The following is a 23988-nucleotide window of genomic DNA, read 5'->3' on the forward strand; positions in this document are numbered from 1 at the left end:
CGCTGGCGGGGTCAATTCGCATCGGATCATGGGTTCGTCTCGCTTTCGGGGGTCTGAACAGGCGGTTGGTCGGGGACAATGTCCGCAGGCTGGATCTCGGGCGGAGCCGGTACGGTAGCCCGCCGCAGGACCCGGCCGTCTACGCTCAGCAGGCCGAGCTCGCGCGGATCGCGGACCGATGCCGGGTCGTACATCGACTTGATCGACGTGATCAGCTGATAGAACGGCGCCGTTATGTTCACGTTGAACCGGATCGGCAGGTTCGCAAGCCGCCGGGTGATGAAATTGCGTTTGGCCCCTGCGCCCTGCTTCACCCCGTCGAACCGCACGCGGGTGACGATTTCGCCGGTCAGGCGGCCATCCATCGCGATAGACATCTGCCGGTAGTCGAGTGACTTCAACGCATCGAACGCGAAATTCGCCATGGTCCCAAGGTTCTCGCGGCTCAGCGCGCCGACGTAGGAGATGTTGCCGCCGGGGGAGCGCGCAACGAGCAGGCCGCCTTCGATACGGCCGTTCCCCTCGCTGTCGAAAACGATCGGCACCGTCCCGTCGAACGTTCCCGTCGCGGAGATGTTGGACAGTTCCATCCGTTCGACGAACTGGGCAGCTTCGAGGCCCACGATTTCGAATACATAGCGCCGCTCCTCGCTTGCCCCGAAGCGCAGGTTCGTCGAGCGCAGCGTCAGTGTGCCGCCCATGAATGGCCAGGTCGCCCCCTCGACCGCGAGGAACTCGCCGTCCCGCATCGAGAAGACCAGTTCGCCGCCTTCGACCACGATGCCCGGGTTCACCGACGCGATGCGCAGGCGCTGGTTGGGCGCGGTGGTCAGGTTGAGAAGGTCGGTGAACTCGACCGTGCCGCTGGCGCCCCGGACCGGACCGAACGCGGCTGCGAAATCGAGGCTGTCGCTGCTGAACCGGCCCGTGCTCGTCACCCCGCGGGCGTTCCAGTCGATGCGCCCCCGCCCGTTCACGGTCCCGCGCATGTTGGCAACGACGCCAAGCGCAAGGCGGCTCAACGTGTCGGGCTGCAACTGTCGGTCGAACAGCAGGTCGTTGACGGCCAGGTCGGCATGGCCGGTCCCGGTCGAAAGATCGTGGACGACGGTCACATCGGTGACGGCCCGCCGCGATGTCGGTTCGCGCAGCGTCGCCCCAGCGCGGATGACGCTGTCCCGAAGCGTCAGCGTGCCATCTTCGGCGACCAGCGGATTGAACCGAGCTGGTGCTTGCCGGTCGACCAACCTGAAGCCGCCATCGTCGATACGCAACGCTCCGCCCGCATAGCGCCAGGCGCCCGAGGTGTTCTCGAGGTTCAGCGGCACGGCGAACAGGCGCACGTCCGCATCGTCGAAGCGCCCGGCGATTTCCCGCCCGAACGTCGCGGTGAGGTTGGAGATGCGAAACGTGCTGGCGGTGGCCGGCGGGCCGAGCGCGACGTCGACGGCGCGCGCGCTGAGGGCACCCGGATAGGCGAGGCCAACCGGCCCGCTGCGAAGGCGGATCGGCGTATCGGCAAGCCGTCCCGACAGATCGAGCGACGGCGCGCCGGCGGCGATCCTCAGGCCCTCCGCCGATTGCCTCACGATCGGTTGGCCCCGGCTGGGGCACAGTGTCAGCCCGCGCCGTTCGAGGGTCAGCGAGGCGACCGCGAGCCTGTCGAAGCGGATGTCGACGCACCGGTTCCACAGAGTGAACCCGGTTCTTGTCCACGACCCCGACACCGGCAGCGCAAGCCCTTGCGCGTTGCCGCCGGGCAGCGGTCCGCTCGCGACCGCCCGCCCGGAGAAGCCCAGCGCACCGGACGAAGACTGCGCGAGTACAAGTTCGGGCACGGCGAGCGAGCTGCCGCCAGCACGGTATTCCGCCATCCGCAGGCGCAGCACCGCGTTACCGCCTGGCGCGCGCTCCATTCGCCCGGCAATGCGCGGCATGCCGGCACCACCGGTCGCGAGATTGCCGGAGATGCGCGGAAGTCCGTGCCCGCCCCCGGTGACCTGGACCCGGCTCAGCGCGAGCAGCGTCGCGCCACTGCCCCCGCGCAGCGATGCCCGGGGAACTTGCACGCTGTACCCCTCGCGCGATCGGCGGACGGAAAACGCGGCCTGCAGGCTGCTCGCCCGCCCCTCGCGCGCAAGCCCCGTGCGCACTTTGGCAAGCACCGGCGCAAGCAGCGTGCCGTCGGTCGAGCGGACGGCTTGGGCGAGCAAACGGTCGAGCCCCGACCCCACGCGCACCCCGTTGCCTTCGACATCGCCCTGTACCTCAAATGTCGAGAGACCCGACCGGGCGCGCAGGCTCCCCTTGGCGGTCAGCAAAGCGGCACGCGCCTGGGGGTGGTCTAGGCCGCGCGCCGCGAGCGAATAGCGCGCTACGAATGCGTCGTTCCGCCAGGTCGCGCGGACCGTCCCGTTGAGTCCGTTGGAGCGGGTGCCCGCAAGCGCGAGCGCGCCCGTGGCGAGGCGCCCCTCGCCCTCGATACCGGCCAAGTCCTTGTCGGCATTTACGTCGAGCGAAATCGCGGCATCAGTGACCCTCGCGTCGTCCCCGCAATCGAGGGAGGCGAAGCGCAAAGGGCCCGCGAACGCCGGCCTGCCGGCAGCGGTCGTGACCTTGCCGTAGAGCGTCATCCTGCGCGCCGAGCAGCCGGCTCCGTCGAGCGCAGGCGCGGCCGCCGCGACGATGCCGGCAAAGCCGTCATCAAGCCGGCCGGACCCGTCTGCCTTGATGCCGACCGGGCCGAAGTCGGTTTCCAGCAGCGCCCTCCCGTCGACGAGGCGCAGGTCGAGTTGCGGAAGTCCGGGTGGTTCGTCCGTTTCGCGAAACAGCACCTTGTCGAGCGTCCCGAAGCTCAAGGTACTTCCGCGCAGGGTGCCGTAGAGCCTCGGCCTGACGAGCGTGATCCGGCCGATGGTGGGGGTGCCGAAGCGGTAGCTGATCGCCACCTCGGCACGTTCGATCGTCAGGTCCGGCGCTTGCGGATCGCCGACGACCACGTTCGTCAGGACCTGCCTGTCCGGTCCGACACGCTCGATCTCGTAGGTGGCGGGAATGTCGTACTGGCGGAGCTGTCCGGCGATGAAATTCCCGGCGATCCTTTCGCGCGAGAACCACAACGACGCCAGCACCACGAGTACCAGGATCGCGGCAATTGCGAGTACGCGCGGCCAGCGCCGGCGACGCCCGACCGAGACTTCCTTTTCCATCTCGCAGTCGGCCTCGGCCATCGACCCCTACTTGCGCGTCCGCGCGCCCGAAGGCAATGCGCTGGCAGGTCAACGCGATGACGGGGGAAAGGTTGCCGCAAGCTGAAGACAGATCGGCGGCAAATGACCGGGCCGGGCACCGCGCCCGTTTGCGCGAGCGACTGCTGAATGGCGGCGCAGAGGCCCTGGCCGACTATGAAGTGCTCGAGTATCTGTTGTTCGCCGCCAACCCACGCGGGGACACAAAGCCGCTGGCAAAGGCCCTGCTGGCCCGGTTCGGCACGCTGAGCGCGGTGCTCAATGCCGAACCCGGCGCGCTCCGGCAGGTCAAGGGCATGGGCGAAGGCGGCGCGGGCGCGCTCAAGGCCGTCGCGCTCGCCGCCCGTCGCATGGCGCGGGGCGAAGTTCAGGACAAGCCCGTTCTCGGCAGCTGGCAGGCACTGCTCGATTACCTGACCATCGACATGGCACACCTGACGGTAGAGCGCGTGCGAGTACTCTATCTCGACGCGCGCAACCGGCTCATCGTCGATCACCACGTGGGCGACGGATCGATCGACGAGGCATCGATCCACCCCCGCGAGGTTGTCCGCAAGGCGCTGGACGTGGGCGCTACGGCGATGATCCTCGTCCACAATCACCCGAGCGGCAATCCCGAACCCAGCCGCGCCGACATCGAGATCACCCGCCGCATCGCCGAAGCGGGGCGCCTCCTCGGCATCGTCGTTCACGATCACGTCATCGTCGGGCGCCAGGGTCACGTCAGCCTGAAGGCGAAAGGGTTGATATGACCGGCGAGCATCCCTAGCCGCTCGGCACGTTTCAACCGGAGTCGATGATGGTCCCCCGCTACGCCCGTCCTGCCATGTCCGCGATCTGGGAAGCGGAGGCGCGATATCGCATCTGGTTCGAGATCGAGGCGCACGCGACCGAGAAGCTGGGCGAGCTCGGCGTGGTGCCTGAAAGCGCGGCGAAGGCGTTGTGGGACTGGTGGGCGACCGATCCGAAGATCGACGTCGCCGCGATCGACGCGATCGAGGCTGTGACCAAGCACGACGTCATCGCCTTCCTCACCTGGGTAGCCGAGCAGGTCGGGGACGAGGCGCGGTTCATGCACCAGGGCATGACCAGCAGCGACGTGCTGGATACGACACTCAGCGTTCAGCTGGCCAAGGCGAGCGACCTGCTGCTCGAAGACCTCGACCTGCTGCTGGCGGCGATCGAGCGGCGCGCGCAGGAGCACAAGTACACGCCGACGATCGGCCGCAGCCACGGCATCCATGCCGAGCCGGTGACCTTCGGGCTCAAGCTGGCCCAGGCCCATGCCGAGTTCGCGCGTTGCCGCAAACGTCTGGTCGCGGCGCGCGAGGAAATCGCCACCTGTGCAATTTCGGGCGCGGTAGGGACGTTTGCCAACGTTTCGCCGGAGGTCGAGGCCCATGTCGCGGAACGCCTCGGTCTTGCGGTCGAGCCGGTCTCGACACAGGTCATCCCGCGTGACCGGCACGCGATGTACTTCGCGACGCTCGCGGTGATCGCGGGCAGCATCGAGCGCCTGGCGGTGGAGATCCGCCATCTCCAGCGCACCGAGGTGCTGGAGGCGGAGGAATACTTCTCGCCCGGGCAGAAGGGTTCCAGCGCGATGCCGCACAAGCGCAACCCGATCCTGACCGAAAATCTTACCGGACAGGCGCGCATGATCCGTGCCTATGCCCTCCCTGCGCTCGAGAACGTCGCGCTATGGCACGAGCGCGACATCAGCCATTCGTCGGTCGAGCGGTTCATTGGGCCCGATGCGACGATCACCCTGGACTTCGCTCTCGCGCGGCTGACCGGGGTCGTCGACAAGCTCCTCGTCTATCCCGGCCGGATGCAGAAGAACCTCGACCGGATGGGGGGCCTCGTCCACTCGCAGCGCGTCCTGCTGGCGCTGACCCAGGCCGGCGTGAGCCGGGAAGACGCCTATGCCATCGTCCAGCGCAACGCGATGAAGGTGTGGGAATCGGACGGAGCACTCAGCCTGCTCGACCTGCTCAAGGCCGACAGCGAGGTGACCGCCGCGCTGAGCCCCGCGGAACTCGAGGAAAAGTTCGACCTCGATTATCACTTCAAACACGTCGATACGATCTTCGCGCGCGTGTTCGGTGAATAGCGCCGCCCTTCCCAACTTCGCCCATCGCGGTTAAGCCCGAACGAGAGCCGAAACGGGGAGCGAGGAAACAAGATGCAGATCGTCCGCACCATCGCCTGGTTCGCGCTGCTGGTGGTGCTGCTCGTCTTCAGCTTCTTCAACTGGAAGCCGGTGGAAGTGCAGATCTGGGACAACCTCGTCCTCGAGACCAAGGTGCCCGCGCTCGTCGTGGTCTCGTTCCTACTCGGACTCGTGCCGATGTGGTTGCTCCACCGCGGGGTTAAATGGCGGCTACAGCGGCGGATTTCGGGCCTGGAAACCGCCGCGCGAAACGTCGCCATGACGCCCTCTCCCACAGCCGCGGGGCCTACGGTGCAGGCGCCGCGGCCCGATCCCGACCTGCGCGACGATGCGCTGGACGGGGAACACGACACGCCCGCCTCTGCTCCCCGCCAGTCGTGACGAACCCGGTTTACGTCGCGCTCGACCTGCCCCGGCTGGATGATGCCAGCGCCCTCGCCGCGCGGGTCAGAGCGCATGTCGGCGGCATCAAGCTCGGCCTCGAGTTCTTCTGTGCGCACGGCCACCACGGGGTGCACGAAATTGCCCACGTCGGCCTGCCGATCTTCCTCGACCTGAAGCTCCACGACATTCCCAACACCGTTGCGGGGGCGATGCAGGCCATCCACGTGCTCGAGCCGGCAATCGTTACCGTCCATGCGTCGGGCGGAAGGGCGATGATGGAGGACGCCAAAGCCGCAGCGGGCGAACGCTGCAGGGTTGTAGCGGTGACCATGCTCACCAGCCTCGACGAGCGCGACCTCGAACGTACCGGCGTGCAAGGGTCGCCGCACGATCAGGTCATGCGGCTTGCCGAACTGGCACAGACCGCCGGCCTCGACGGAATAGTCTGTTCCGGGCGCGAGGTCGGGGCGGTCCGCAGGCAATGGAAGAACGGCTTCTTCGTCGTTCCGGGGCTGCGCCTTCCGGACCACTCGACGGGCGACCAGAAGCGCGTGGTCACCCCGCGCGCCGCGCGGGACGATGGCGCGAGCGTGCTGGTGGTCGGTCGCCCGATAACGCGTGCCGACGATCCGGTGGCCGCCGCCCGCGCAATCGAGGCGACGCTCTGACGCCATGAATCGGACGCTGGTGAAAGTCTGCGGGTGCAACACCGCCGAAGCCGTCGACGCGGCGGTCGACGCGGGCGCCGACTACGTGGGGCTGGTTCACTACGAACCCTCGCCCCGGCACGTCACGCTCGACGAGGCGAAACGACTGCGAGCGCGGGTTCCGCAGGATACCAGGGTCGTGTTGCTGCTGGTCAACCAGCAGCCGGTCCCGACCGCGCTGGCTGTCGATGCGGTCAGGCCGGATGTCGTGCAGTTTCACGGAGGGGAGACGGCCGAGTGGCTCGGTCTTCTCAAGCCGAACGTCCCGCAGGAGCTGTGGAAGGCGATCGGCGTGCGCAGCGCGGATTCGCTGGAGAGCGCGCTCCGGTTCAAGGGCGCGGTCGACAGGCTGCTCTACGATGCCGCGCCCGGCGTGCTGCCGGGCGGCAACGGGGTCGCGATCGACTGGACGCTGCTGCGCGGCTTCCGCCACCAGATTCCCTGGGGCCTTGCCGGGGGGTTGACGCCCGACAACGTCGCGGAGGCGATCCGCGTGTCGGGAGCGGAGATGGTCGATGCCTCGAGCGGGCTGGAGAGCGCACCGGGCGTAAAGGATGCCGGGCGCATCCGCGCCTTCGTCGAGGCTGCGCGAAACGCCTGAGGCGGCGCCCCGAACCTTTCCTGTCTCGACTTCGCGGCACTTGACCGCCATGGGACCGGCGATGGAATCGACACCCAACTCCTATCGGAACCAGCCTGACGAGCGGGGGCATTTCGGCGACTACGGTGGCCGGTACGTCGCAGAGACGCTGATGCCGCTGATTCTCGAACTGGAGCAGGCCTATCGCGCAGCGAAGGCCGACCCGGCGTTCAAGGCGCAGTTCGACGACCTGCTTGAACATTACGTCGGCCGCCCCAGCCCGCTCTATTTCGCCGAACGGCTGACCGAAGCGCTCGGGGGCGCGCAGGTCTGGTTCAAGCGCGACGAATTGAACCACACCGGCGCGCACAAGATCAACAACTGCATCGGCCAAATCCTCCTCGCGATCCGCATGGGCAAGTCGCGGATCATAGCCGAAACCGGCGCGGGCCAGCACGGCGTCGCCACCGCCACCGTCTGCGCGCGGTTCGGCTTGCCCTGCACGATCTTCATGGGCGCGACCGACGTGTCCCGCCAGCAACCCAACGTTTTCCGCATGAAGCTGCTCGGCGCCGAGGTAATCCCGGTCACCAGCGGCGCGGCGACGCTGAAGGACGCGATGAACGAGGCGCTGCGGCACTGGGTCGCGAATGTCGAGGACACGTTCTACATCATCGGCACCGCCGCCGGCCCGCATCCGTATCCCGAGCTCGTGCGCGATTTCCAGAGCGTGATCGGGCGCGAGGCGCGCGAACAGATGCTCAGCCGCACCGGCCGCCTGCCCGACCTGCTCGTCGCGGCGATCGGCGGGGGCAGCAACGCGATCGGTCTGTTCCACCCGTTCCTCGACGATGCCGACGTCAGGATGCTCGGCGTCGAGGCAGCGGGGCATGGACTCGACAAGCAGCACGCCGCCAGCCTCGCCGGCGGCTCGCCCGGCGTCCTCCACGGCAACAAGACCTACCTGTTGCAGGACGATGACGGCCAGATCGCCGAGGCGCACTCGATCAGCGCCGGGCTCGACTATCCCGGCATCGGCCCCGAGCACGCCTGGCTCAAGGACATCGGCCGGGTCGAATACACCGCGGTCACCGACGACGAGGCATTGGACGCCTTCCAGCTCCTCTGCCGCACCGAAGGCATCATCCCCGCCCTCGAACCCAGCCACGCCATCGCCGCCGTCGCCAGGCGCGCGAAGGAAATGGACCGCGACGCGGTGATCCTTGCGAACCTGTGCGGGCGGGGAGACAAGGATATCTTCACCGTGGCGGATGCGCTGGGAGTGGAGATGTGAGATGGGTCCGCAATGAAGGCTATTTCGAGCGGATGGTCATGTATTTGATCGCATTGCCGCTCATGCTCGCAACCCTGCTGGTTGAGTGGCCCTCCAAGACAGCTTCGACCATTGCGCTCGTGGCGGCCGGGACATTCGCGTTTTTCATCGCGCCGATCGCTGCCCGGCCGCTCCTCGACCGCTGGAGCCGGAAGCGCAAATGACCCGTCTCGCTTCCGCTTTCGCCAAAGGCCGTCCGGCGTTCGTCGCGTTTATCACGGCGGGCGACGGCGACACCGCGGCCAATCTCGATGCACTGGTCGCTGGCGGCGCGGACGTGATCGAACTGGGGATGCCATTCACCGATCCGATGGCCGACGGCCCCGCGATCCAGGCGGCGAACCTGCGATCCTTGAGCGCAGGCACGACCACGCGCGACGTGTTGATGATCGCCAACGAGTTCCGCGACCGCCACCCCGACGTGCCGCTGGTGCTGATGGGGTATGCCAACCCGATGATCCGCCGCGGACCCGAATGGTTCGCCGCCGAAGCAAAGGGCTGCGGGGTCGACGGGGTGATCTGCGTCGACATCCCGCCTGAAGAAGACGATGCGCTTGGCCCCGCGTTGCGCGCCGAGGGGATCGACCTCATCCGCCTCGCCACCCCGACTACGGACGCCGCGCGCCTGCCCGCCGTACTGGAGGGATCGAGCGGGTTCGTCTACTACGTCTCGGTCGCCGGGATCACCGGGCTTCAGCAGGCCGCGACCGGCTCGATCGCAACCGCGGTCGCCCGGCTGAAGGGTTCGACCGATCTGCCGATCGCGGTCGGGTTCGGGGTGCGCACTCCCGATCAGGCGGCCGCGATCGCACGGGTCGCCGACGGCGTGGTCGTCGGCTCGGCGCTGGTCGAGCTGTGCGAACGTCACGGGGCCGACGCCCCCGAACACATCCAGGCGCTGGCCGCTTCGATCAGCGAAGTGGTCCACGCAGCAAAGAGAGAAACCGCATGAGCTGGCTCAGCCGCGTCCGCAATCGCCTTCCCTTCGTCGCCAAGCGCGACACTCCCGACAACCTGTGGGTCAAGTGCCCCGCCTGCCAGGAAATGCTCTTCGTCAAGGAGTACGAGGAGAACCTGAATGTCTGCCCCCGGTGCAATCATCACGGCCGGATCAACGCCGACCGCCGGCTGTCGCTGATTCTCGACGAGGGCTTCGATCTGCTGCCGCAGCCCACCGTCAAGGAAGACCCGCTCAGGTTCCGCGACACCTCGAAATACACCGATCGCCTCAAGAAGGCGCGCGCCGCAAACGCCCACAAGGACGCGTTCAGCGTAGGCGCGGGAACGATTGACGGCCATCCCGCGGTCGTGGGGGTTCAGGATTTCACTTTCATGGGTGGATCGATGGGCATGGCGGTCGGCACCGCGTTCTGCGCCGGGGCCGAGCGCGCGCTCGCCCGCAAGTGTCCGTATGTCGTCGTCACCGCCGCAGGCGGTGCGCGGATGCAGGAAGGCATCCTCAGCCTGATGCAGATGCCCAAGGCGACCGTGATGACCCGCCGCCTCAAGGCGGCGGGCCTGCCCTACATCGTGGTGCTCACCGATCCGACGACCGGCGGCGTGACCGCCAGTTATGCCATGCTCGGTGACGTCCATATCGCAGAGCCGGGCGCACTGATCGGTTTTGCCGGTCAGCGGGTTATCCAGGACACCATCCGCGAGCAGTTGCCCGATGGCTTCCAGCGCGCCGAATACCTGCACAAGCACGGCATGGTCGACATGGTGGTCGAGCGGAAGGACCTGAAGGCGACGCTTGCCACGCTGATCGACTACCTCGCGCCGAAGAAGGCGGCGTAAGGGCGCAAGCCTTGAAGGACTTCGCGCGGTCAGACGACCCGGCGGTGCAGGCGCAGCTCGACCGGCTGGCGCGGCTTTCGCTGCCGCAGGGACGGTTCGGCCTCGGCACCATCCGGGCGCTGTTGGGCCGGCTCGGCAATCCGCAGAAGCGGCTGCCGCCGGTGTTCCACGTCGCCGGGACCAACGGCAAGGGATCGACCTGCGCGTACCTTCGCGCGATCCTCGAGGCGGACAGCAAGCGCGTCCACACCGCGACCAAGCCGCACCTCGTACGCTACAACGAGCGCATTCGCATCGCCGGCGCGCTGGTCTCCGACGCCGAGCTTGCCGAACGACTGGAAACGGTGCTCGACGCGGGCGAGGACCTGGGTCCCAGCTTCTTCGAAGTGACGACGGCCGCGACCTTTCTCGCCTTCGCCGAAAGCCCCGCCGACGCCTGCGTGATCGAAGTCGGCTTGGGCGGACGGTTCGACGCGACGAACGTGATCGAAGAGCCTGCCGTCTGCGGCATCGCCAGCCTGGGCATCGATCACGAGGCATTTCTGCTCGCGCCCGAACAGGGCACGCCCTCGCAACCTCTCGCGCGGATCGCGTTCGAGAAGGCAGGCATCGTGCGCCCCGGCCGGCCGCTCGTCACGCAGGCCTATCCGGAGGCGGCGGAACTCGAGATCGAGCGGGCGGCGATGGCGGCAGGCGCGCCGCTCCACATGCGCGGGAGCGACTGGTTTGCCCGCTCCGGTGACGCTGTCGAATACGAAGACCGCCACGGCCGCCTCGCCCTGCCCGCGCCTTCGCTTCCGGGCTCGCACCAGGTCGACAACGCCGCGCTGGCGGTCGCCATGTTGCGGCACCAGGACTACGTCTCTGTCGGCGCCGATGCGATCGCGGAGGGTCTGCGACGCGCGCGCTGGCCGGCGCGGTTGCAGCTTCTGCACGATGGTCCGCTTACCGCGCTGGCTCCGGGCCGGCAAGTATGGCTCGACGGCGGCCACAATCCCGACGCCGGAGCGGCGATCGCGCGGCATTTCGGTGCACCGGTGCATCTCGTGATCGGGATGCTCGCGAACAAGAACCCGGACGCGATCGTAGGCGCGCTGGAAGGCCGGATCGCATCGCTGTCCGTTGTTCCGGTGCCGGGGAGCGAGAGCCACGGGGCGGACGCGTTCGGTCCTGCCGCCCGCTCTTTCGCCGGGGTCGCCGATGCGCTGAGGGCGTCACCGGCGGACGACCTGCCGATCCTTATCGCCGGCTCGCTCTATCTGGCAGGGTCCGTTCTGCGCATGAACGGGGAAATCCCCGACTGAGGTCAGTCGTCGCCGATTTCACCCGAGACCCATGCCTTGGTGAACGAAGAACCGGATTGCTCGTCCATTACGACCGAGGGCGCGCGGCGGCGGGTCTCGGCAAGACAAAGCGGGCTGAGCGGGACATCGAAGGTGAGACCGATCCGGTCGCCGTCCTGCCACGCAAGTTCGCCGAACGTCTCGAAATCGAGCCAGGTGAGAAATCCCTCGCCCGCTTCCTCGGGTTCGCTGAGCACGAGCTGCGCGCCGCCCTGGGACAGGTTGATCAGCCGCACCGGCTGCCCTCCATCGAGCGTTTCCAGCCGCGCGCCGAACCCCACTTCGAGCCGGGCGAAATGGCGTCGACTGTCGTCTTCGGAACAATGGTCGCGATTCGTCGCCATGATCGAACGATAGCATTGTCGGGAGGTGGTTTGATTAATCGACAACCCTAAATTTGTCTGAAGAATCCCGGCGTGCCGGACCGGCAGGTGCTAGTCCGCCACGGCGGACGCCGCCTGGGGCGCGATCTCACCCGCGTGGCCCGTGCGCGCCTGTCGCCACCATTCGAAGCAGACGAGCACCATCGCGCCTAGCCCGATCCAGGTCGTGAAGATGAAAATGGCATAATACCCCTGCAACTCGATCATCTGGCCGAGCGCGCCCCGTCCCAACGTGCCGATGAGAAGCGTCAGGGAAGACAGCAAGGCGTATTGCACCGCGCTGAATTGCTTGGAAACGATCGACGACAGCCACGCGATGTAGGCAGCGCCGGCGATGCCGATAGCAAGGTTCTCTCCGCCGATCGTCACCATCAGGCGTGCCAGTTTCTCGCTGCCGCCGGGAAAACTCGATACGAGCGCGGCAAAGCCGGTCAAATTCGCCACCGCGTCCATAACCTGCCCGCCGCGCGCCATGTCAGCGTAGAGCAGGTTGGTGAGCGCCGCGAGCAACCCGCCGACGAGAAGCGTGAACATTCGCCCCAGCGCGGTCAGCATCCAGCCGCCGATCGCGAGGCCGAGCACGATCGCGCCGACGCCGAAGAACTTGCTGGCGAACGCGACCTCGTCCTTCGAATACCCGAGTTCGCCGAGGTAGAACGGATAGGCGAACGTCCCCCAGATCGCGTCGCAGATGCGGTAGGTCAGCACCACCGCGAGAATGAGCACCAGCGACCAGCCGAGCCGCCCGACGAATTCCTCGAGCGGCAGCACGAGCGCGCGATAGAGATGGTCGGCGGCATAGCTCGCTCCGCGCGCGGGCGGGGCGTCCTCGACCAGGAGGTTCTGCCCCTTCTTGCGCTGGGCCGCGAGCCAGCCGGCAATCAGCGCGGGGAGGATGATCGTCGCGACGATGATCCACGGACCCCAGTTGAGAGTGAACGCCGTCGGATCCGGCCTGTCTTCCGGGCGCGAGGTCAGGGATGCGATCATGAAGTTGAGCACGACCCCGATCGCGCCCGCCCACAACAGGCCGACGAGCGCCAGCGCCTTGTAACGAACCGACGGTGCGATCCCGCCTGCCTTGCGCAGCGCACGCACCTGCTCCTCGCTTTCGCCGGACACTTCGGACCCGTCGCCCTCGGCGTTGGGTGCAAACAAGCCCGCCGCCCCGATCGCGAGCAGGATCACGCCCAGCGCGAGATAGGTTTGCGGCCAGCCGATCCGCTCGGCAATGATCAGCGCAAGCGCCCCTCCGACAAGCGAGGAAAGCCGGTATCCCATCTGGTAGATCGTCGAGAGGATATCGAGCGTCGCCTTCTCGTCGGCGACGTCGATGCGCCAGGCATTAATCGCGATGTCCTGGGTGGCGCTGGCGAAGGCGCCGATCCCGGCCAGCAGGCTGAACATGCCGAGAGCGCCCTTGGGGTCGAGCAGGCTCATCGTCACCAGGATCGCGCCGAGGATCACCTGCATCGGCACGATCCACTGCTTGCGCTTGCCGAGCTTGCGCAGACCGGGAATGTCGACCTTGTCGATCAGCGGGGACCACAGGAACTGGAACGCGTAGGCGAGCCCGATGAGGCTGAACACGCCCATCGTTTCGAGATCGACCTCGGCTTCCGTCAGCCAGGCGAACAGCGTGCCGAGAAACAGCGCGAAGGGCAGCCCGCTGGCGAACCCGAACAGCAGCATGAAGCCGGTCTTCCGGTTGTTGAGAGCGCGCCCGAGTATGCGCCAGCTCGACGGCTTTTTCGGTGCTTCGCCTTCGACCCCGCCCATGCCCTAGCGTCCTTTCCGTGCGACCAAATCCATGCGACACTTACCGCAGCGAGAGGAATTAGAAAGCGTCACCATGAACGAGACCACAACGCTCGGGGGAAAACGTCCGACCGCGGGCCAGCTCGCGCTCGCCGAGGCGCTCGCGCGGGGGGACACCCGCCCGCAAGGCGGGATCGCGACGGTCCCGTCCGGGGTCTATACCGATCCCGACCATTTCGGGCGCGAGAAGTCCGCACTGTTCGACCGGCTGCCCCAGGTGCTGATGCCGAGCGCCCTGCTACCCGAACCGGGCATGGCGGTTCCGCACGACCTGTCCGGCAAGCCGCTGCTGGTCACGCGCGACAGGCAAGGCAAGGTGCAGGTCTTCCTCAATGTCTGCCGGCACCGGGGAACGCGCCTCGTGGAGGGGGCGGAAGCGGTCTGCGCCGCGCGGCTCGTGTGCCCCTATCACGCGTGGACCTACCGCCTCGACGGCGCGTTGCTCGCGCTACCGCGCCCGGACAGTTTTCCGGGTCTCGACAAGGACGACTACCACCTGCGGGAGCTCCCGAGCCGCGAAGCGGGCGGGCTGATCTGGTTTGCGCCGGTCGAGGGAGCCGAGTTCGCCCATGCCGACACGCTCGGCGAGGACATGGCCGCGTTTGGCGCGCCCGACCATTTCCTGTTCCGTCGCAAGACCCACAGCGTCGCGGGCAACTGGAAGCTTGTCATGGACGCGTTTCTCGAAAGCTACCACGTCACCCGGCTTCACGCGAAGACGATCGGCCCGTTCTTCAAGGACGGGGTGACCAGCGGCGACATGATCGGCCCGCACGCGCGCAGCGCGGTGGGCCGCGTGGACGAGCTCGACGGGATCGACCTTACCGACATGACCGCGCTGCGTCGGCGCGTGACGTTCGCCTATCAGCTCTTGCCGGCGACCATCATTATCCCGAGCCCCGATTACATCAACGTCATGTCGCTCTGGCCGCAGGCAGTTGACCACACGCTTGTCGAGGACTTCATGCTCATCCCGGAACCTCCCGCGACCGAGAAGGCGCGCGAGCACTGGGAGCGCTCGTGGGCGCTGCTCGACGGGGGCGTGTTCGCGGGCGAGGACTTTCGCGCCGCCGAGCTTGGCCAGCAGGGTCTGTCGACCGGGGCGGTCCCCCACCTGACGCTGGGCGATCTTGAAGGCGGCATCAGCCGTTTCCACGAAACCGTGAGCGAGGCGTTGCGCGCAGCGAACTGAGCGCCTAGTTCCCGCGCCATGCCGCAGACCGAAAGACCGGGTGAACGCCCTGCCCCGCGCAGCGGCGAAAGGATCGCCAAGCTGCTCGCGCGCGCCGGGATCGCATCGCGCCGCGAGGTCGAGCGAATGATCGCCGACGGCCGGGTCGCGATCGGCGGCAAGGTACTGGACACCCCCGCCACGGTGCTCCCCAACCTCAAGGGGGTGACGGTCGACGGCAAGCCGGTCGCGCAAGCGGACCAGACGCGCGTCTTCGCCTTTCACAAGCCCTCGGGGCTGCTCACCGCAGAGCGCGATCCGAAGGGGCGGCCGACGATATACACCGCGCTGCGCAACGCGCTGCCACGGGGGGCGCCGCGGGTCATGCCGGTGGGACGCCTCGACATGAACACCGAGGGCCTGTTGCTGCTGACCAACGACGGCGAACTGAAGCGTGCGCTCGAATTGCCCGCCTCAAACGTGCCCCGCACCTATCGGGCCCGCGTATTCGGCGAGATAAGCCAGGCCCAGCTCGACGAACTGATCGAAGGGGTCGAGATCGAAGGGGTGCGCTACGGCCGGATCGAGGCGGACCTCGAGGGAGCGGCCAAGGGTGGAAAGGGCGGACGCAACCAGTGGGTCCTGCTGACGCTGACCGAGGGCAAGAACCGCGAGGTTCGGCGCGTTCTCGAACATCTCGGATTGCAGGTCAGCCGGCTGCTGCGGGTTGGTTACGGTCCGTTCAACCTGGGAGACCTTCCCCGCGGGACGGCGGTCGAGATCCCGCAGGTCCAGGTCGAAAGGCTGCGCAAGAGCCTTCGCACATGAGGGTGATCGCCGGCGAATGGCGCGGCCGCAGGCTGGTCGCGCCGAAAGGGGAATCCACCCGCCCGACCGCCGACCGCACGCGCGAAACGCTGTTCAACATGCTGGCGAGCCGCATCGGCGACTTCGACGGACTGGCGGTCGCCGATCTCTTCGCGGGATCGGGGGCACTCGGGATCGAGGCGCTTTCGCGCGGTGCCGCTTCGTGTCTGTTCGTCGAACACGACAAGGCGGCGCTCGACGCAATCCGGGCCAACATTGCCGCGCTCGATGCGCGGACGCGCGCCACGGTCAGCGCAGGATCGGTAACGGCGCTGGGTGCGGCGAAGATGCCGCACGACATGATCCTGGTTGACCCCCCCTATGGGACCGGCGCCGCGGGTGTCGCGCTCGATCGCCTCTTGCGGCTCGGCTGGGTCGGTCCGGCCACGTGGGTCGCGGTCGAAACCGGCGCGACCGAGGATCTGGCGGTCCGCACCCTCTCCATCGAAGCCGACCGCAAGGTCGGCAAGGCACGACTGCGGCTCCTCCGCCTGGCCCAATAGGAAGGGCGCCTCCCTGCTGAGGGGGGCGCCCCATCCTCTTTCGATCTCTCTTGTGCCTACATTCCGGGCTTTTCGGCCGGTTTCTTGCCCGGGATTTCGCTCGCCGGCTTGCCCGGCCAGTAATTGAGCGGCCGCGCAACGCCCGGCCCGCGCTTGCCGGCTTCCCATGCGTTGATGCAGTTGTCCTGCTGATTGGGACTGCAAATCGGCAGGTCGCCGGTTGGCGGTCCGGGGTCGGCCGGGGTCGTCTGCACCACCGCGTTGCTTACGAAGCGCGGATCCGACGTGCTCGCTGTGGCGGCAGCGGTGGTCGCCGCGCTTGCTGTCGCCGACGCGTTCCCGGCCGGCATGCCCGCCATCTGGCGTTCTATCGCGGTCCACGCTGCGACGCGCTGCTCGGGTGTCATCGCATAGACCCTGCCGCGCTGCTCGTCGGTCAGCGCCCACCAGCCGGTCATTTGGGTCGGGGTGAGGGTCCAGAAGTACATCTGGTAGTCGTGCGGCCAGCCATCATAGGAGGTCTGCCGATCGGCGGGCCAGCTGTCGTACATCGACTTCTGCTGGGCGGACATCTCCATCGAGTGGGACATGCCCGCATCCTGCGCGGCTGCGGGAACAGCGAAGGCCAGCGCGGCGGCACCGGCAAGGATCAGTCTCTTCATTGTGAAATTCTCCGGAACTTCCATCTACCGTGTCACTACGCGCAGCACGGCTGCACGGTTCCGCCCGGCCCTTGCACCGCAGCTCCTTGTTCCCTAGCTGTTCACGGGAAACGCATGTCCGACACAGTCCCAACTCCCAGCGCCGCCAGGCACGACGTCCCGGCGTATGCGCAAGGACTCAACGCGCCCCAGCGCGAAGCAGTCCTGACGACTGAAGGGCCGGTGCTGATGCTTGCAGGGGCCGGCACCGGGAAGACCGCTGCCCTGACCGCAAGGCTGGCTCATCTCGTCGCAACGCGCCGGGCATGGCCAAGCGAGATCCTGTGCGTAACCTTCACCAACAAGGCCGCGCGCGAGATGCGCGAGCGGGTCGGACGGCATATCGGCCAGGCGGTCGAGGGAATGCCGTGGCTCGGCACCTTTCATTCGATCGGGGCAAAGATGCTTCGCCGCCATGCGGAACTCGCCGGCCTGCAATCGAACTACACGATCATCGACACCGACGACCAGCTGCGGCTGCTCAAGGCGTTGATCGTGGAGGCCGGGCTGGACGAGAAGCGCTGGCCGGCTCGCCAGCTCGCCGGCCTGATCGATCGATGGAAGAACCGGGGTCTCAACCCCAAGGACCTCGATGCGATCGAGAACGAGGCCTACGCCAACGGCAAGGGAGAGGAATTCTACGCCCGCTACCAGGATAGGCTCAAGGCGCTCAACGCCTGCGATTTCGGCGACCTGCTACTGCACATGCTCAACGTATTCCGCGAGCATCGCGAGGTGCTCCAGCACTATCAGCAACGCTTCAAGTACATCCTCGTCGACGAGTATCAGGACACCAACCAGGTCCAGTACCTCTGGCTTCGCCTGCTCGCCCAGGAGCGCAAGAACATCTGTGTGGTAGGCGACGACGATCAGTCCATCTATTCGTGGCGCGGGGCAGAGGTGGCTAACATCCTCAGGTTCGAAAAAGACTTCCCCGGTGCGGCGGTGATCAAGCTCGAGCAGAACTATCGCTCGACGCCGCACATCCTCGCCGCGGCTTCCGGCCTCATCAACGCGAACAGCGAGCGGCTTGGCAAGACGCTGTGGACCGAGATGCCCGCAGGCGAAAAGGTGCGCGTCATCGGGGTATGGGACGGGCCGGAGGAAGCCCGCCGGATCGGCGAGGAGATCGAGCGGCTGGAGCGCGAAGGCGCAGGGCTCGACCAGATCGCGATCCTGGTGCGGGCGCAGTACCAGACCCGCGAATTCGAAGACCGTTTCATCCAGATCGGCCTAAACTACCGGATCATCGGAGGCTTTCGCTTCTACGAGCGGGCCGAAATCCGCGACGCTCTCGCTTACTTGCGCGTCATCGCCCAGCCGGCCGATGATCTTGCCTTCGAGCGGATCTACAACCAGCCCAAGCGTGGGCTCGGGGCCAAGACGCTCGAGCAGATGCACCGCCACGCCCGCGCCACGGGGCTGCCGCTGGCCGCCGCCTCGCTTCAGCTTGCCGACAGCGACGAACTGCCGGCCCGTGCACGCGGCACTATCGCGAACCTCATGCGACAGTTCCTGCGTTGGCGCGAACTTGCGGAGACGACCGGGCCTGCCGAGTTGCTGCGCACCGTCCTCGACGAGAGCGGCTATGACGCGATGCTCAAGGCCGAGAAGAGCGCCGAGGCCGCCGGACGGCTCGAGAACCTGAGCGAACTCGCGCGCGCGATGGAGGAGTACGACACTCTCCAGGATTTCCTCGAGCACGTCGCGCTGGTGATGGACAACGACCGCGCCGACGAAGGCGAAAAGGTCACGATCATGACCATCCACGCCGCCAAGGGCCTCGAATTCGATCACCTGTTCCTGCCGGGCTGGGAGGAAGGCGTGTTTCCGAGCCAGCGCGCGCTCGACGAAGGCGGGCTCGCCAGTCTCGAGGAGGAGCGGCGCCTCGCCTACGTCGCGATTACCCGCGCCCGGCGGCGCTGCACCATCGTCCATGCGGCGAACCGGCGCATATACGGCCAGTGGACGAGCTCGATCCCGAGCCGCTTCGTCGGCGAACTGCCGGCCGATCACGTCACCGAAGAGACCACGCTCACCGGCGGAGCCTCGCTATGGCGCGCGCAGATGAGCGAGCACGACGATCCCTTCGCGCACGTCGCCAGGGTCCAGCCGGCGCGCACCCTCACCCGCGGCCCCGGCTGGCAGCGCGCGGTGGCGACAGGCTATGATTCCACGCCTGCGCGGGTGAAGGAAAATACGCGCAGCGCCGCCAGTTTCGCCGCCAAGCCTCGCACCGACATCGCGATTGGCCAGCGCGTGTTCCACGACAAGTTCGGTTACGGCGAAGTTCTGGATCAGGAAGGCAACAAGCTGGAAATCGAGTTCGAGCAAGCCGGCCGCAAGCGGGTGATCGACAGCTTCGTCAGTGCAGCCTGAACCGGTTCGGCGATGGCCGACTTGCCATCCGCCGACTGGAACCTGAAACGCGCGCGGAAGCCGATCAGCTCGCCTGCCGGTACAATTCCGGTCCTGCGGCCATCATGCGGCCGGGCGGCGGGATCAGCGATGAGCCGGTTCCGATCCGGCGAACGGCGAGCGTCGACCGCACAGCCTCGTCTGGCTCCTTGGGCGCGCGATCGTCGATCGTGGCCATGATGCCCGCCGCGATCCCCATCGCTATCGCGCCTGCAGAGGTGGCGACCTCGAGCTTGGCCAGCACTGCGGCGCGGTGCACTTCGACCGTGCGGTTACTCAGGCCCATCTGACGCGCGGTTTCCTTGCTCGTGGCTCCGGCAATCACCGATTCGAGGACACGACGCTCCTGTCGGGACAGGCGGGCGATACGGGTCTTGGCGAGCGCGGTCATTTCGTAATGACGGGCAAGACTCGCCGCATGTTCGATCACCGCCTCGACCGTACTGCCGACGATCGCCAGGTCTTCAGGGAAGCACAGATAGTCGACCGCCCCGGCCCGCAGGGCGCTCACGATCCGGCGCGGCTTGGGAACATCGGCGGTGAACGCGACGACGGGCAGGAAGCAACCGGCCTCGCGCATGTCTGCGATCATGGCGGCAAGATCAGTGTGATCGTCATCGCTCATCAGGACCGCGCCCTGATCAGGATACCCCGACCGTCCGTACTGCCCGCGCAGCTCGTCGGCGGTTTCGTAGATCTCGGTATGGAGACCGTGCGCGTTCATCGCATTAGCAAGTCTCGCCCGGCGCGAAGAACTGCCGTCCAGCAAATGAATATAGTGCGACTTTGACAAGGCCCAGGCCCCCGATCCCGCAAATCCTGATGACAGGCGATTGCAGGATAACGCGGAACAGAACAAGTCCGCGAAAGGCAGGGTCAGGCGATGACGAAAGTTAGCGTTCAGCCGAAGCCCACGTCGAGAAATCCGGGCACGGGACCGTTCCATTCGCCTGGCTTCGAGAGAGCGTCATCGTCACGTTCGTCGCGGCGCGTGCGGTCCCCGCGGGCGCCGCGCTGGGCGCGCGGTTCGGCCTCGCGGGGCGGACGGGCGGGCGCGTCGCCGCGCTCGCGGCGCGGACGGCGCTCGCGAGCCTGGGACCCTCGGTCCGCCGCAGGCTCGTCACCCTGTGGGTCCGCTTCGCCCGCATCGCTTTTCGGTGCTCTGGTTTCGGGCGCCTTCAGTTCGACCCGCACGTCTTTCTTGCCAAATACCGGCACCGGTGCGCCGGTGAGCTTCTCGACGTTCTCGATCGCCTCGGCGTCGTCTTCGGCGACGAAGGTGAACGCGCGACCCTTGTTGCCCGCACGGCCTGTTCGGCCGATGCGATGGACGTAGTCGTCGGGATGCCACGGCGTATCGAAGTTGAAAACGTGGCTCACGCCCTTGATGTCGAGGCCGCGGGCGGCGACGTCGGACGCAACGAGGATGTTGACCTCGCCCTTCTTGAACCGGTCGAGTTCCTTGATCCTGCTCGCCTGATCCATGTCGCCATGGATCTCGCTGGAACGGAAGCCGTAGCTTTGCAGGCTCTTGTTGATATCGCGCACGGTCGTCTTGCGATTAGCGAAGATGATCGCCGTTTCGACGAGGTCGTTTTCCAGGAACCAGCGCAGGGTGCTGCGCTTGTCGCGCGCCTTCACCGGCACCTTGAACGCGGTGATGTTCTCGTTCGTCGAGGCGCGGCGACTGACTTCGATGCGCTTGGGATTGTCGAGAAACTTTTTCGCCAGCTTTTCGATCGGAGGCGGCATCGTCGCCGAGAAGAGCATCGTCTGGCGCGTCTCGGGAAGCTTCGAACAGATGAATTCGATGTCGGGGATGAAACCCATGTCGAGCATGCGATCCGCCTCGTCGATGACCAGCAGTTCGCAACCTGTCAGCAGGATCTTGCCCCGCTCGAAGAGATCCATCAGCCGCCCCGGCGTGGCGATGAGGATATCGACGCCCTCGTTGAGAGCCTTGAGCTGGTCACCCATCTGCACGCCGCCGATCAGCAGCGCCATCTTGAGGTCGTGATTCTTCCCGTACTTCTCGAAGTTCTCGGCTACCTGCGCGGCAAGTTCGCGCGTCGGTTCGAGGATAAGCGAGCGCGGCATGAGCGCGCGGCGGCGGCCGTGGCTCATGATGTCGATCATCGGCAGCACGAAGCTGGCGGTCTTGCCGGTGCCCGTCTGGGCGATGCCGATGATGTCCTTCATCATGAGCACTGGGGGAATGGCCTGGGCCTGGATCGGCGTAGGCTCGGTGTAGCCGGCCGATTCGACCGCCTTCAGCAATTCGGGAGAGAGGCCGAGATCGGCAAATGTCATGCGGTTTACGATTTCCGGATTAGGGGGCGGCGAGCGCCCGAAGCGTATACGGATAGAATATCCGTTGCGTTCCGCGCGCGCCCCTGCGCGGAAACGGCCTCGAAGTCAAGATTCGCAGGCCCTCAGTCGCCCGCGGCGACGAGTTGACGCATCCTGCTGATCCCGCAACTCGCACCCGCGCGCGAATGCAGCTTGTCGCGATCCACGCACAGCAGGCCGTCACCCGTCCGCTCGAGATAGAAGCCGGAATAAAAGTCGCGCGCCCTGCACGCCTTATCGAGGCTGGCGCTGACAAGCCGTTGGTCGCGCATGAACAGAAGCAGCCGGCCGCCCGAATCGGGCTCGACCGCGGCGATCCCGCTTACCGGCACGCACTTGCCCATCCTCCTCTCCGCGAAGCGCGCCGGCGCGCCGGCGTCGGGCGCCATCTGGGCCAGCATCGAGGGGCGGACCGCCGGATCGCGGGGAGCTATGCGAATCGTCACGCGCTGCTCGATCCGCACCTGGCGGACGCTTGATCCGTCGACGAAGTCGAGAGGGGCCACGGGGCTACGCGGCGCGGCTTCGATTGGCTCGGGGGGAGGCAGAAGCTGGCTTTGCTGCTCGCTTCCCAGCATGTCGCCCAGCGAAGGGACCAGCAGCGCCAAGGGGGCGAGGAGAGCGAGGGTCGGGTTCATGGTCCAGCGATCAGGACGCCAATAGCGCACGGGGTTGAATAGCGGCTTAATCCGGCCGGGAAAGAGAACAATGGAGTCTGGCGCACGGTCCCGGCGGCGTGTCATAGGGGCGCGGTGCCAACCGATCGCTCTGCCTTTCTCGTCGAAGCGCGCGAGCTGCTGGGTCCACGCGGGCTCACGCGCGACTGCGATCTGATCGCTCCCTGGCTCACCGACTGGCGCGGACGATTCACCGGTCGCGCGCTGGCGATGGCATCGCCCGCCTCGACCGACGAGGTGGCCGCGCTCGTGAAGCTTTGCGCAAGGCACGCGGTTCCGATCGTCCCGCAGGGGGGTAACAGCGGAATGTGCGGCGGGGCGACCCCGGACGAGGGGGGGGACGCCCTGCTCGTCTCGCTGCGCCGGATGGCCGCGATCCGCTCGCTCGATGCCAAATCCCGCCAGGTCGTCTGCGAGGCGGGAGTCGTCCTCCAGACCCTGCACGAAGCCGTCGGAGCACAAGACCTGCGGTTTCCCCTCACGCTCGGCGGCAAGGGCTCGGCCACCGTGGGCGGGCTCATCTCGACCAACGCGGGCGGCACCCAGGTCCTGCGGCACGGCTCGATGCGGGCGCAGGTAACGGGGCTCGAGGCGGTGCTTGCCGACGGTAGCGTCTTTTCCGCGCTCACCCCGCTCAAGAAGGACAACCGGGGCTTCGACCTCAAGCAGTTGCTGATCGGATCCGAAGGAACGCTGGGAATCGTGACCGCGGCGACGCTGCGATTGCTGCCCGCGATCGCGGATCGCCGGGTGCTCTGGGCCGGGGTCCCCTCGCTCGAGGTGGCGCGCGGGCTGTTATTGCATGCCGAGGACGTGGCCGGTGCTGCCCTGGAGGGGTTCGAAGTCCTGCCTCACGAAACGCTCGGAAACGTCCTCGCCCATCTTCCCGCTGCGCGCGCACCGCTCGCCGGACCCCATGCGTGGCATGTGCTCATCGAACTCGTTGCCGACAGGGCGGGGGCCGAGAAACTACCGCGGCTTGCCGAAGACCTTCTGGCGACAGCGTTCGAAGCGGACCTGGTCGAGGACGCCGCGATTGCTGCCAGCGAAACCCAGGCCGAGGCGTTCTGGTCCTTGCGCGATGCGATCGCCCCGGCAGAGCGCGCGCAAGGCCCCGCGGTCCAGCACGACATCTCGGTCGCGGTCGAGCGGATGCCGGCCTTCGTCGATGAAGCGGTGCCGCGAATCGAGGCTGACTGGCCCGGGACCCGGGCGATCGCGTTCGGCCACCTTGGAGACGGCAATATCCATTTCCACGTTGTCGCGCCCGAGGGCGCGGATCCGGTTGCCTGGCAGGAAGGCGACGGCAAGGCGATCAGCGACCAGGTCTATGACCTCGTGACACAGTGGGGCGGTTCGATCAGCGCGGAACACGGAATCGGTCAGCTCAAGCGGGACGCGCTCGCGCGGCTGGGCGACCCTGTTGCACTCGCCATGATGCGGCAAGTGAAGCAGGCGCTGGACCCCGCCGGGCTCCTCAATCCGGGCAAGCTGCTCCCGCTTGCACCGCGGGGCGCCAGCCACTAAAGCGCGGCC

Annotated in this window: 22 protein-coding genes; 15 read left to right on the forward strand and 7 right to left on the reverse strand. The window is 67.0% G+C overall.

Translation table 11 applies throughout. The features are described from left to right. Positions 1 to 26 precede the first annotated feature (26 nt). The gene (locus ACPV3N_RS05060; protein ID WP_440115360.1) at positions 27 to 3230 is read right to left on the reverse strand and encodes an intermembrane phospholipid transport YdbH family protein; all 3204 of its coding nucleotides are present in this window, start codon (positions 3228 to 3230) and stop codon (positions 27 to 29) included. 56 nt (positions 3231 to 3286) lie between these two features. Between ACPV3N_RS05060 and radC the strand changes: the two genes are divergently transcribed. The 10 genes from radC (at position 3287) to ACPV3N_RS05110 (ending at position 11526) form a co-directional block, all read left to right on the forward strand. Next, positions 3287 to 4000: a RadC family protein gene (gene radC, locus ACPV3N_RS05065; RefSeq protein ID WP_440117443.1), complete on the forward strand. Its 714-nt coding sequence runs from the start codon at positions 3287 to 3289 to the stop codon at positions 3998 to 4000. A 47-nt stretch (positions 4001 to 4047) separates the two neighbouring features. After that, entirely contained in the window at positions 4048 to 5361 is a 1314-nt protein-coding gene (gene purB, locus ACPV3N_RS05070; protein ID WP_440115362.1) for an adenylosuccinate lyase, read from the forward strand. Between the two features lie 72 nt (positions 5362 to 5433). After that, a complete protein-coding gene (locus tag ACPV3N_RS05075) occupies positions 5434 to 5802 on the forward strand; it encodes a LapA family protein (protein ID WP_440115364.1) in 369 nt (122 codons plus the stop codon). Further along, the gene (pyrF, locus tag ACPV3N_RS05080; RefSeq protein ID WP_440115366.1) at positions 5799 to 6473 is read left to right on the forward strand and encodes an orotidine-5'-phosphate decarboxylase; all 675 of its coding nucleotides are present in this window, start codon (positions 5799 to 5801) and stop codon (positions 6471 to 6473) included. Before ACPV3N_RS05075 ends, pyrF begins: the two co-directional genes overlap by 4 nt. A gap of 4 nt (positions 6474 to 6477) precedes the next feature. Then, entirely contained in the window at positions 6478 to 7113 is a 636-nt protein-coding gene (locus tag ACPV3N_RS05085; RefSeq protein WP_440115368.1) for a phosphoribosylanthranilate isomerase, read from the forward strand. Positions 7114 to 7174: 61 nt separating this feature from the next. Further along, the gene (gene trpB, locus ACPV3N_RS05090) at positions 7175 to 8386 is read left to right on the forward strand and encodes a tryptophan synthase subunit beta (RefSeq protein WP_440115370.1); all 1212 of its coding nucleotides are present in this window, start codon (positions 7175 to 7177) and stop codon (positions 8384 to 8386) included. Beyond that, positions 8383 to 8589, forward strand: coding sequence for a hypothetical protein (locus ACPV3N_RS05095; protein ID WP_440115372.1), 207 nt, complete (start codon positions 8383 to 8385; stop codon positions 8587 to 8589). The genes trpB and ACPV3N_RS05095 overlap by 4 nt, the downstream gene beginning before the upstream one ends. Next, positions 8586 to 9377, forward strand: a complete 792-nt coding sequence (gene trpA, locus ACPV3N_RS05100; RefSeq protein ID WP_440115374.1) for a tryptophan synthase subunit alpha — start codon at positions 8586 to 8588, stop codon at positions 9375 to 9377. Before ACPV3N_RS05095 ends, trpA begins: the two co-directional genes overlap by 4 nt. Beyond that, complete coding sequence (accD, locus tag ACPV3N_RS05105) at positions 9374 to 10222, forward strand: acetyl-CoA carboxylase, carboxyltransferase subunit beta (protein WP_440115376.1); 849 nt, start codon at positions 9374 to 9376, stop codon at positions 10220 to 10222. The genes trpA and accD overlap by 4 nt, the downstream gene beginning before the upstream one ends. Before the next feature lie 11 nt (positions 10223 to 10233). Next, complete coding sequence (locus tag ACPV3N_RS05110) at positions 10234 to 11526, forward strand: bifunctional folylpolyglutamate synthase/dihydrofolate synthase (protein ID WP_440115378.1); 1293 nt, start codon at positions 10234 to 10236, stop codon at positions 11524 to 11526. Positions 11527 to 11528: 2 nt separating this feature from the next. Here ACPV3N_RS05110 and ACPV3N_RS05115 read toward each other — a convergent pair whose 3' ends face one another. Continuing rightward, positions 11529 to 11909, reverse strand: coding sequence for a PilZ domain-containing protein (locus tag ACPV3N_RS05115; protein WP_440115380.1), 381 nt, complete (start codon positions 11907 to 11909; stop codon positions 11529 to 11531). A gap of 90 nt (positions 11910 to 11999) precedes the next feature. Further along, on the reverse strand, positions 12000 to 13727 hold the full coding sequence (locus tag ACPV3N_RS05120) for an AmpG family muropeptide MFS transporter (protein WP_440115382.1): 1728 nt from the start codon (positions 13725 to 13727) through the stop codon (positions 12000 to 12002). Positions 13728 to 13800: 73 nt separating this feature from the next. Here ACPV3N_RS05120 and ACPV3N_RS05125 point away from each other — a divergent pair, with 73 nt between their 5' ends. Genes ACPV3N_RS05125 through rsmD form a run of 3 tightly spaced genes read left to right on the forward strand, consistent with a single transcriptional unit; the run spans position 13801 to position 16307 of the window. Next, entirely contained in the window at positions 13801 to 14958 is a 1158-nt protein-coding gene (locus ACPV3N_RS05125; RefSeq protein WP_440115384.1) for an aromatic ring-hydroxylating oxygenase subunit alpha, read from the forward strand. An 18-nt stretch (positions 14959 to 14976) separates the two neighbouring features. Next, the gene (locus ACPV3N_RS05130; RefSeq protein ID WP_440115386.1) at positions 14977 to 15765 is read left to right on the forward strand and encodes a pseudouridine synthase; all 789 of its coding nucleotides are present in this window, start codon (positions 14977 to 14979) and stop codon (positions 15763 to 15765) included. Continuing rightward, positions 15762 to 16307 carry a 16S rRNA (guanine(966)-N(2))-methyltransferase RsmD gene (gene rsmD, locus ACPV3N_RS05135; RefSeq protein WP_440115388.1) on the forward strand — a complete coding sequence of 182 codons (546 nt, stop codon included), beginning with the start codon at positions 15762 to 15764 and terminating at the stop codon, positions 16305 to 16307. The genes ACPV3N_RS05130 and rsmD overlap by 4 nt, the downstream gene beginning before the upstream one ends. Positions 16308 to 16363: 56 nt before the next feature. On the opposite strand, the gene ACPV3N_RS05140 is transcribed toward rsmD, so the two are convergent. Then, positions 16364 to 16969 carry a hypothetical protein gene (locus ACPV3N_RS05140; RefSeq protein WP_440115390.1) on the reverse strand — a complete coding sequence of 202 codons (606 nt, stop codon included), beginning with the start codon at positions 16967 to 16969 and terminating at the stop codon, positions 16364 to 16366. A 114-nt stretch (positions 16970 to 17083) separates the two neighbouring features. Here ACPV3N_RS05140 and ACPV3N_RS05145 point away from each other — a divergent pair, with 114 nt between their 5' ends. Beyond that, positions 17084 to 19387, forward strand: coding sequence for an ATP-dependent helicase (locus ACPV3N_RS05145; protein WP_440115392.1), 2304 nt, complete (start codon positions 17084 to 17086; stop codon positions 19385 to 19387). A gap of 64 nt (positions 19388 to 19451) precedes the next feature. Here ACPV3N_RS05145 and ACPV3N_RS05150 read toward each other — a convergent pair whose 3' ends face one another. The 3 genes from ACPV3N_RS05150 to ACPV3N_RS05160 all read right to left on the reverse strand — a co-directional run bounded on the left by ACPV3N_RS05150 (position 19452) and on the right by ACPV3N_RS05160 (position 22413). Beyond that, complete coding sequence (locus ACPV3N_RS05150; RefSeq protein ID WP_440115394.1) at positions 19452 to 20150, reverse strand: response regulator transcription factor; 699 nt, start codon at positions 20148 to 20150, stop codon at positions 19452 to 19454. 176 nt (positions 20151 to 20326) lie between these two features. Beyond that, on the reverse strand, positions 20327 to 21736 hold the full coding sequence (locus tag ACPV3N_RS05155; RefSeq protein WP_440115396.1) for a DEAD/DEAH box helicase: 1410 nt from the start codon (positions 21734 to 21736) through the stop codon (positions 20327 to 20329). A gap of 122 nt (positions 21737 to 21858) precedes the next feature. Continuing rightward, positions 21859 to 22413 carry a hypothetical protein gene (locus ACPV3N_RS05160; protein ID WP_440115398.1) on the reverse strand — a complete coding sequence of 185 codons (555 nt, stop codon included), beginning with the start codon at positions 22411 to 22413 and terminating at the stop codon, positions 21859 to 21861. Between the two features lie 114 nt (positions 22414 to 22527). On the opposite strand from ACPV3N_RS05160, the gene ACPV3N_RS05165 reads away from it, so the two are divergent. Then, the gene (locus tag ACPV3N_RS05165; protein ID WP_440115400.1) at positions 22528 to 23979 is read left to right on the forward strand and encodes an FAD-binding oxidoreductase; all 1452 of its coding nucleotides are present in this window, start codon (positions 22528 to 22530) and stop codon (positions 23977 to 23979) included. Positions 23980 to 23988 lie beyond the last annotated feature (9 nt).

This window comes from Tsuneonella sediminis (assembly GCF_051912845.1).
Lineage (GTDB): Bacteria > Pseudomonadota > Alphaproteobacteria > Sphingomonadales > Sphingomonadaceae > Tsuneonella > Tsuneonella sediminis.

Coding starts and splice junctions, on each gene's coding strand:
- ACPV3N_RS05060 (WP_440115360.1), bottom strand. CDS start 3,230: ATGGCCGAGGCCGACTGCGAGATGGAAAAGGAAGTCTCGGTCGGGCGT.
- radC (WP_440117443.1), top strand. CDS start 3,287: ATGACGGGGGAAAGGTTGCCGCAAGCTGAAGACAGATCGGCGGCAAAT.
- purB (WP_440115362.1), top strand. CDS start 4,048: ATGGTCCCCCGCTACGCCCGTCCTGCCATGTCCGCGATCTGGGAAGCG.
- ACPV3N_RS05075 (WP_440115364.1), top strand. CDS start 5,434: ATGCAGATCGTCCGCACCATCGCCTGGTTCGCGCTGCTGGTGGTGCTG.
- ACPV3N_RS05085 (WP_440115368.1), top strand. CDS start 6,478: ATGAATCGGACGCTGGTGAAAGTCTGCGGGTGCAACACCGCCGAAGCC.
- trpB (WP_440115370.1), top strand. CDS start 7,175: ATGGAATCGACACCCAACTCCTATCGGAACCAGCCTGACGAGCGGGGG.
- trpA (WP_440115374.1), top strand. CDS start 8,586: ATGACCCGTCTCGCTTCCGCTTTCGCCAAAGGCCGTCCGGCGTTCGTC.
- accD (WP_440115376.1), top strand. CDS start 9,374: ATGAGCTGGCTCAGCCGCGTCCGCAATCGCCTTCCCTTCGTCGCCAAG.
- ACPV3N_RS05115 (WP_440115380.1), bottom strand. CDS start 11,909: ATGGCGACGAATCGCGACCATTGTTCCGAAGACGACAGTCGACGCCAT.
- ACPV3N_RS05120 (WP_440115382.1), bottom strand. CDS start 13,727: ATGGGCGGGGTCGAAGGCGAAGCACCGAAAAAGCCGTCGAGCTGGCGC.
- ACPV3N_RS05125 (WP_440115384.1), top strand. CDS start 13,801: ATGAACGAGACCACAACGCTCGGGGGAAAACGTCCGACCGCGGGCCAG.
- ACPV3N_RS05130 (WP_440115386.1), top strand. CDS start 14,977: ATGCCGCAGACCGAAAGACCGGGTGAACGCCCTGCCCCGCGCAGCGGC.
- rsmD (WP_440115388.1), top strand. CDS start 15,762: ATGAGGGTGATCGCCGGCGAATGGCGCGGCCGCAGGCTGGTCGCGCCG.
- ACPV3N_RS05140 (WP_440115390.1), bottom strand. CDS start 16,969: ATGAAGAGACTGATCCTTGCCGGTGCCGCCGCGCTGGCCTTCGCTGTT.
- ACPV3N_RS05145 (WP_440115392.1), top strand. CDS start 17,084: ATGTCCGACACAGTCCCAACTCCCAGCGCCGCCAGGCACGACGTCCCG.
- ACPV3N_RS05150 (WP_440115394.1), bottom strand. CDS start 20,150: ATGAACGCGCACGGTCTCCATACCGAGATCTACGAAACCGCCGACGAG.
- ACPV3N_RS05155 (WP_440115396.1), bottom strand. CDS start 21,736: ATGACATTTGCCGATCTCGGCCTCTCTCCCGAATTGCTGAAGGCGGTC.
- ACPV3N_RS05160 (WP_440115398.1), bottom strand. CDS start 22,413: ATGAACCCGACCCTCGCTCTCCTCGCCCCCTTGGCGCTGCTGGTCCCT.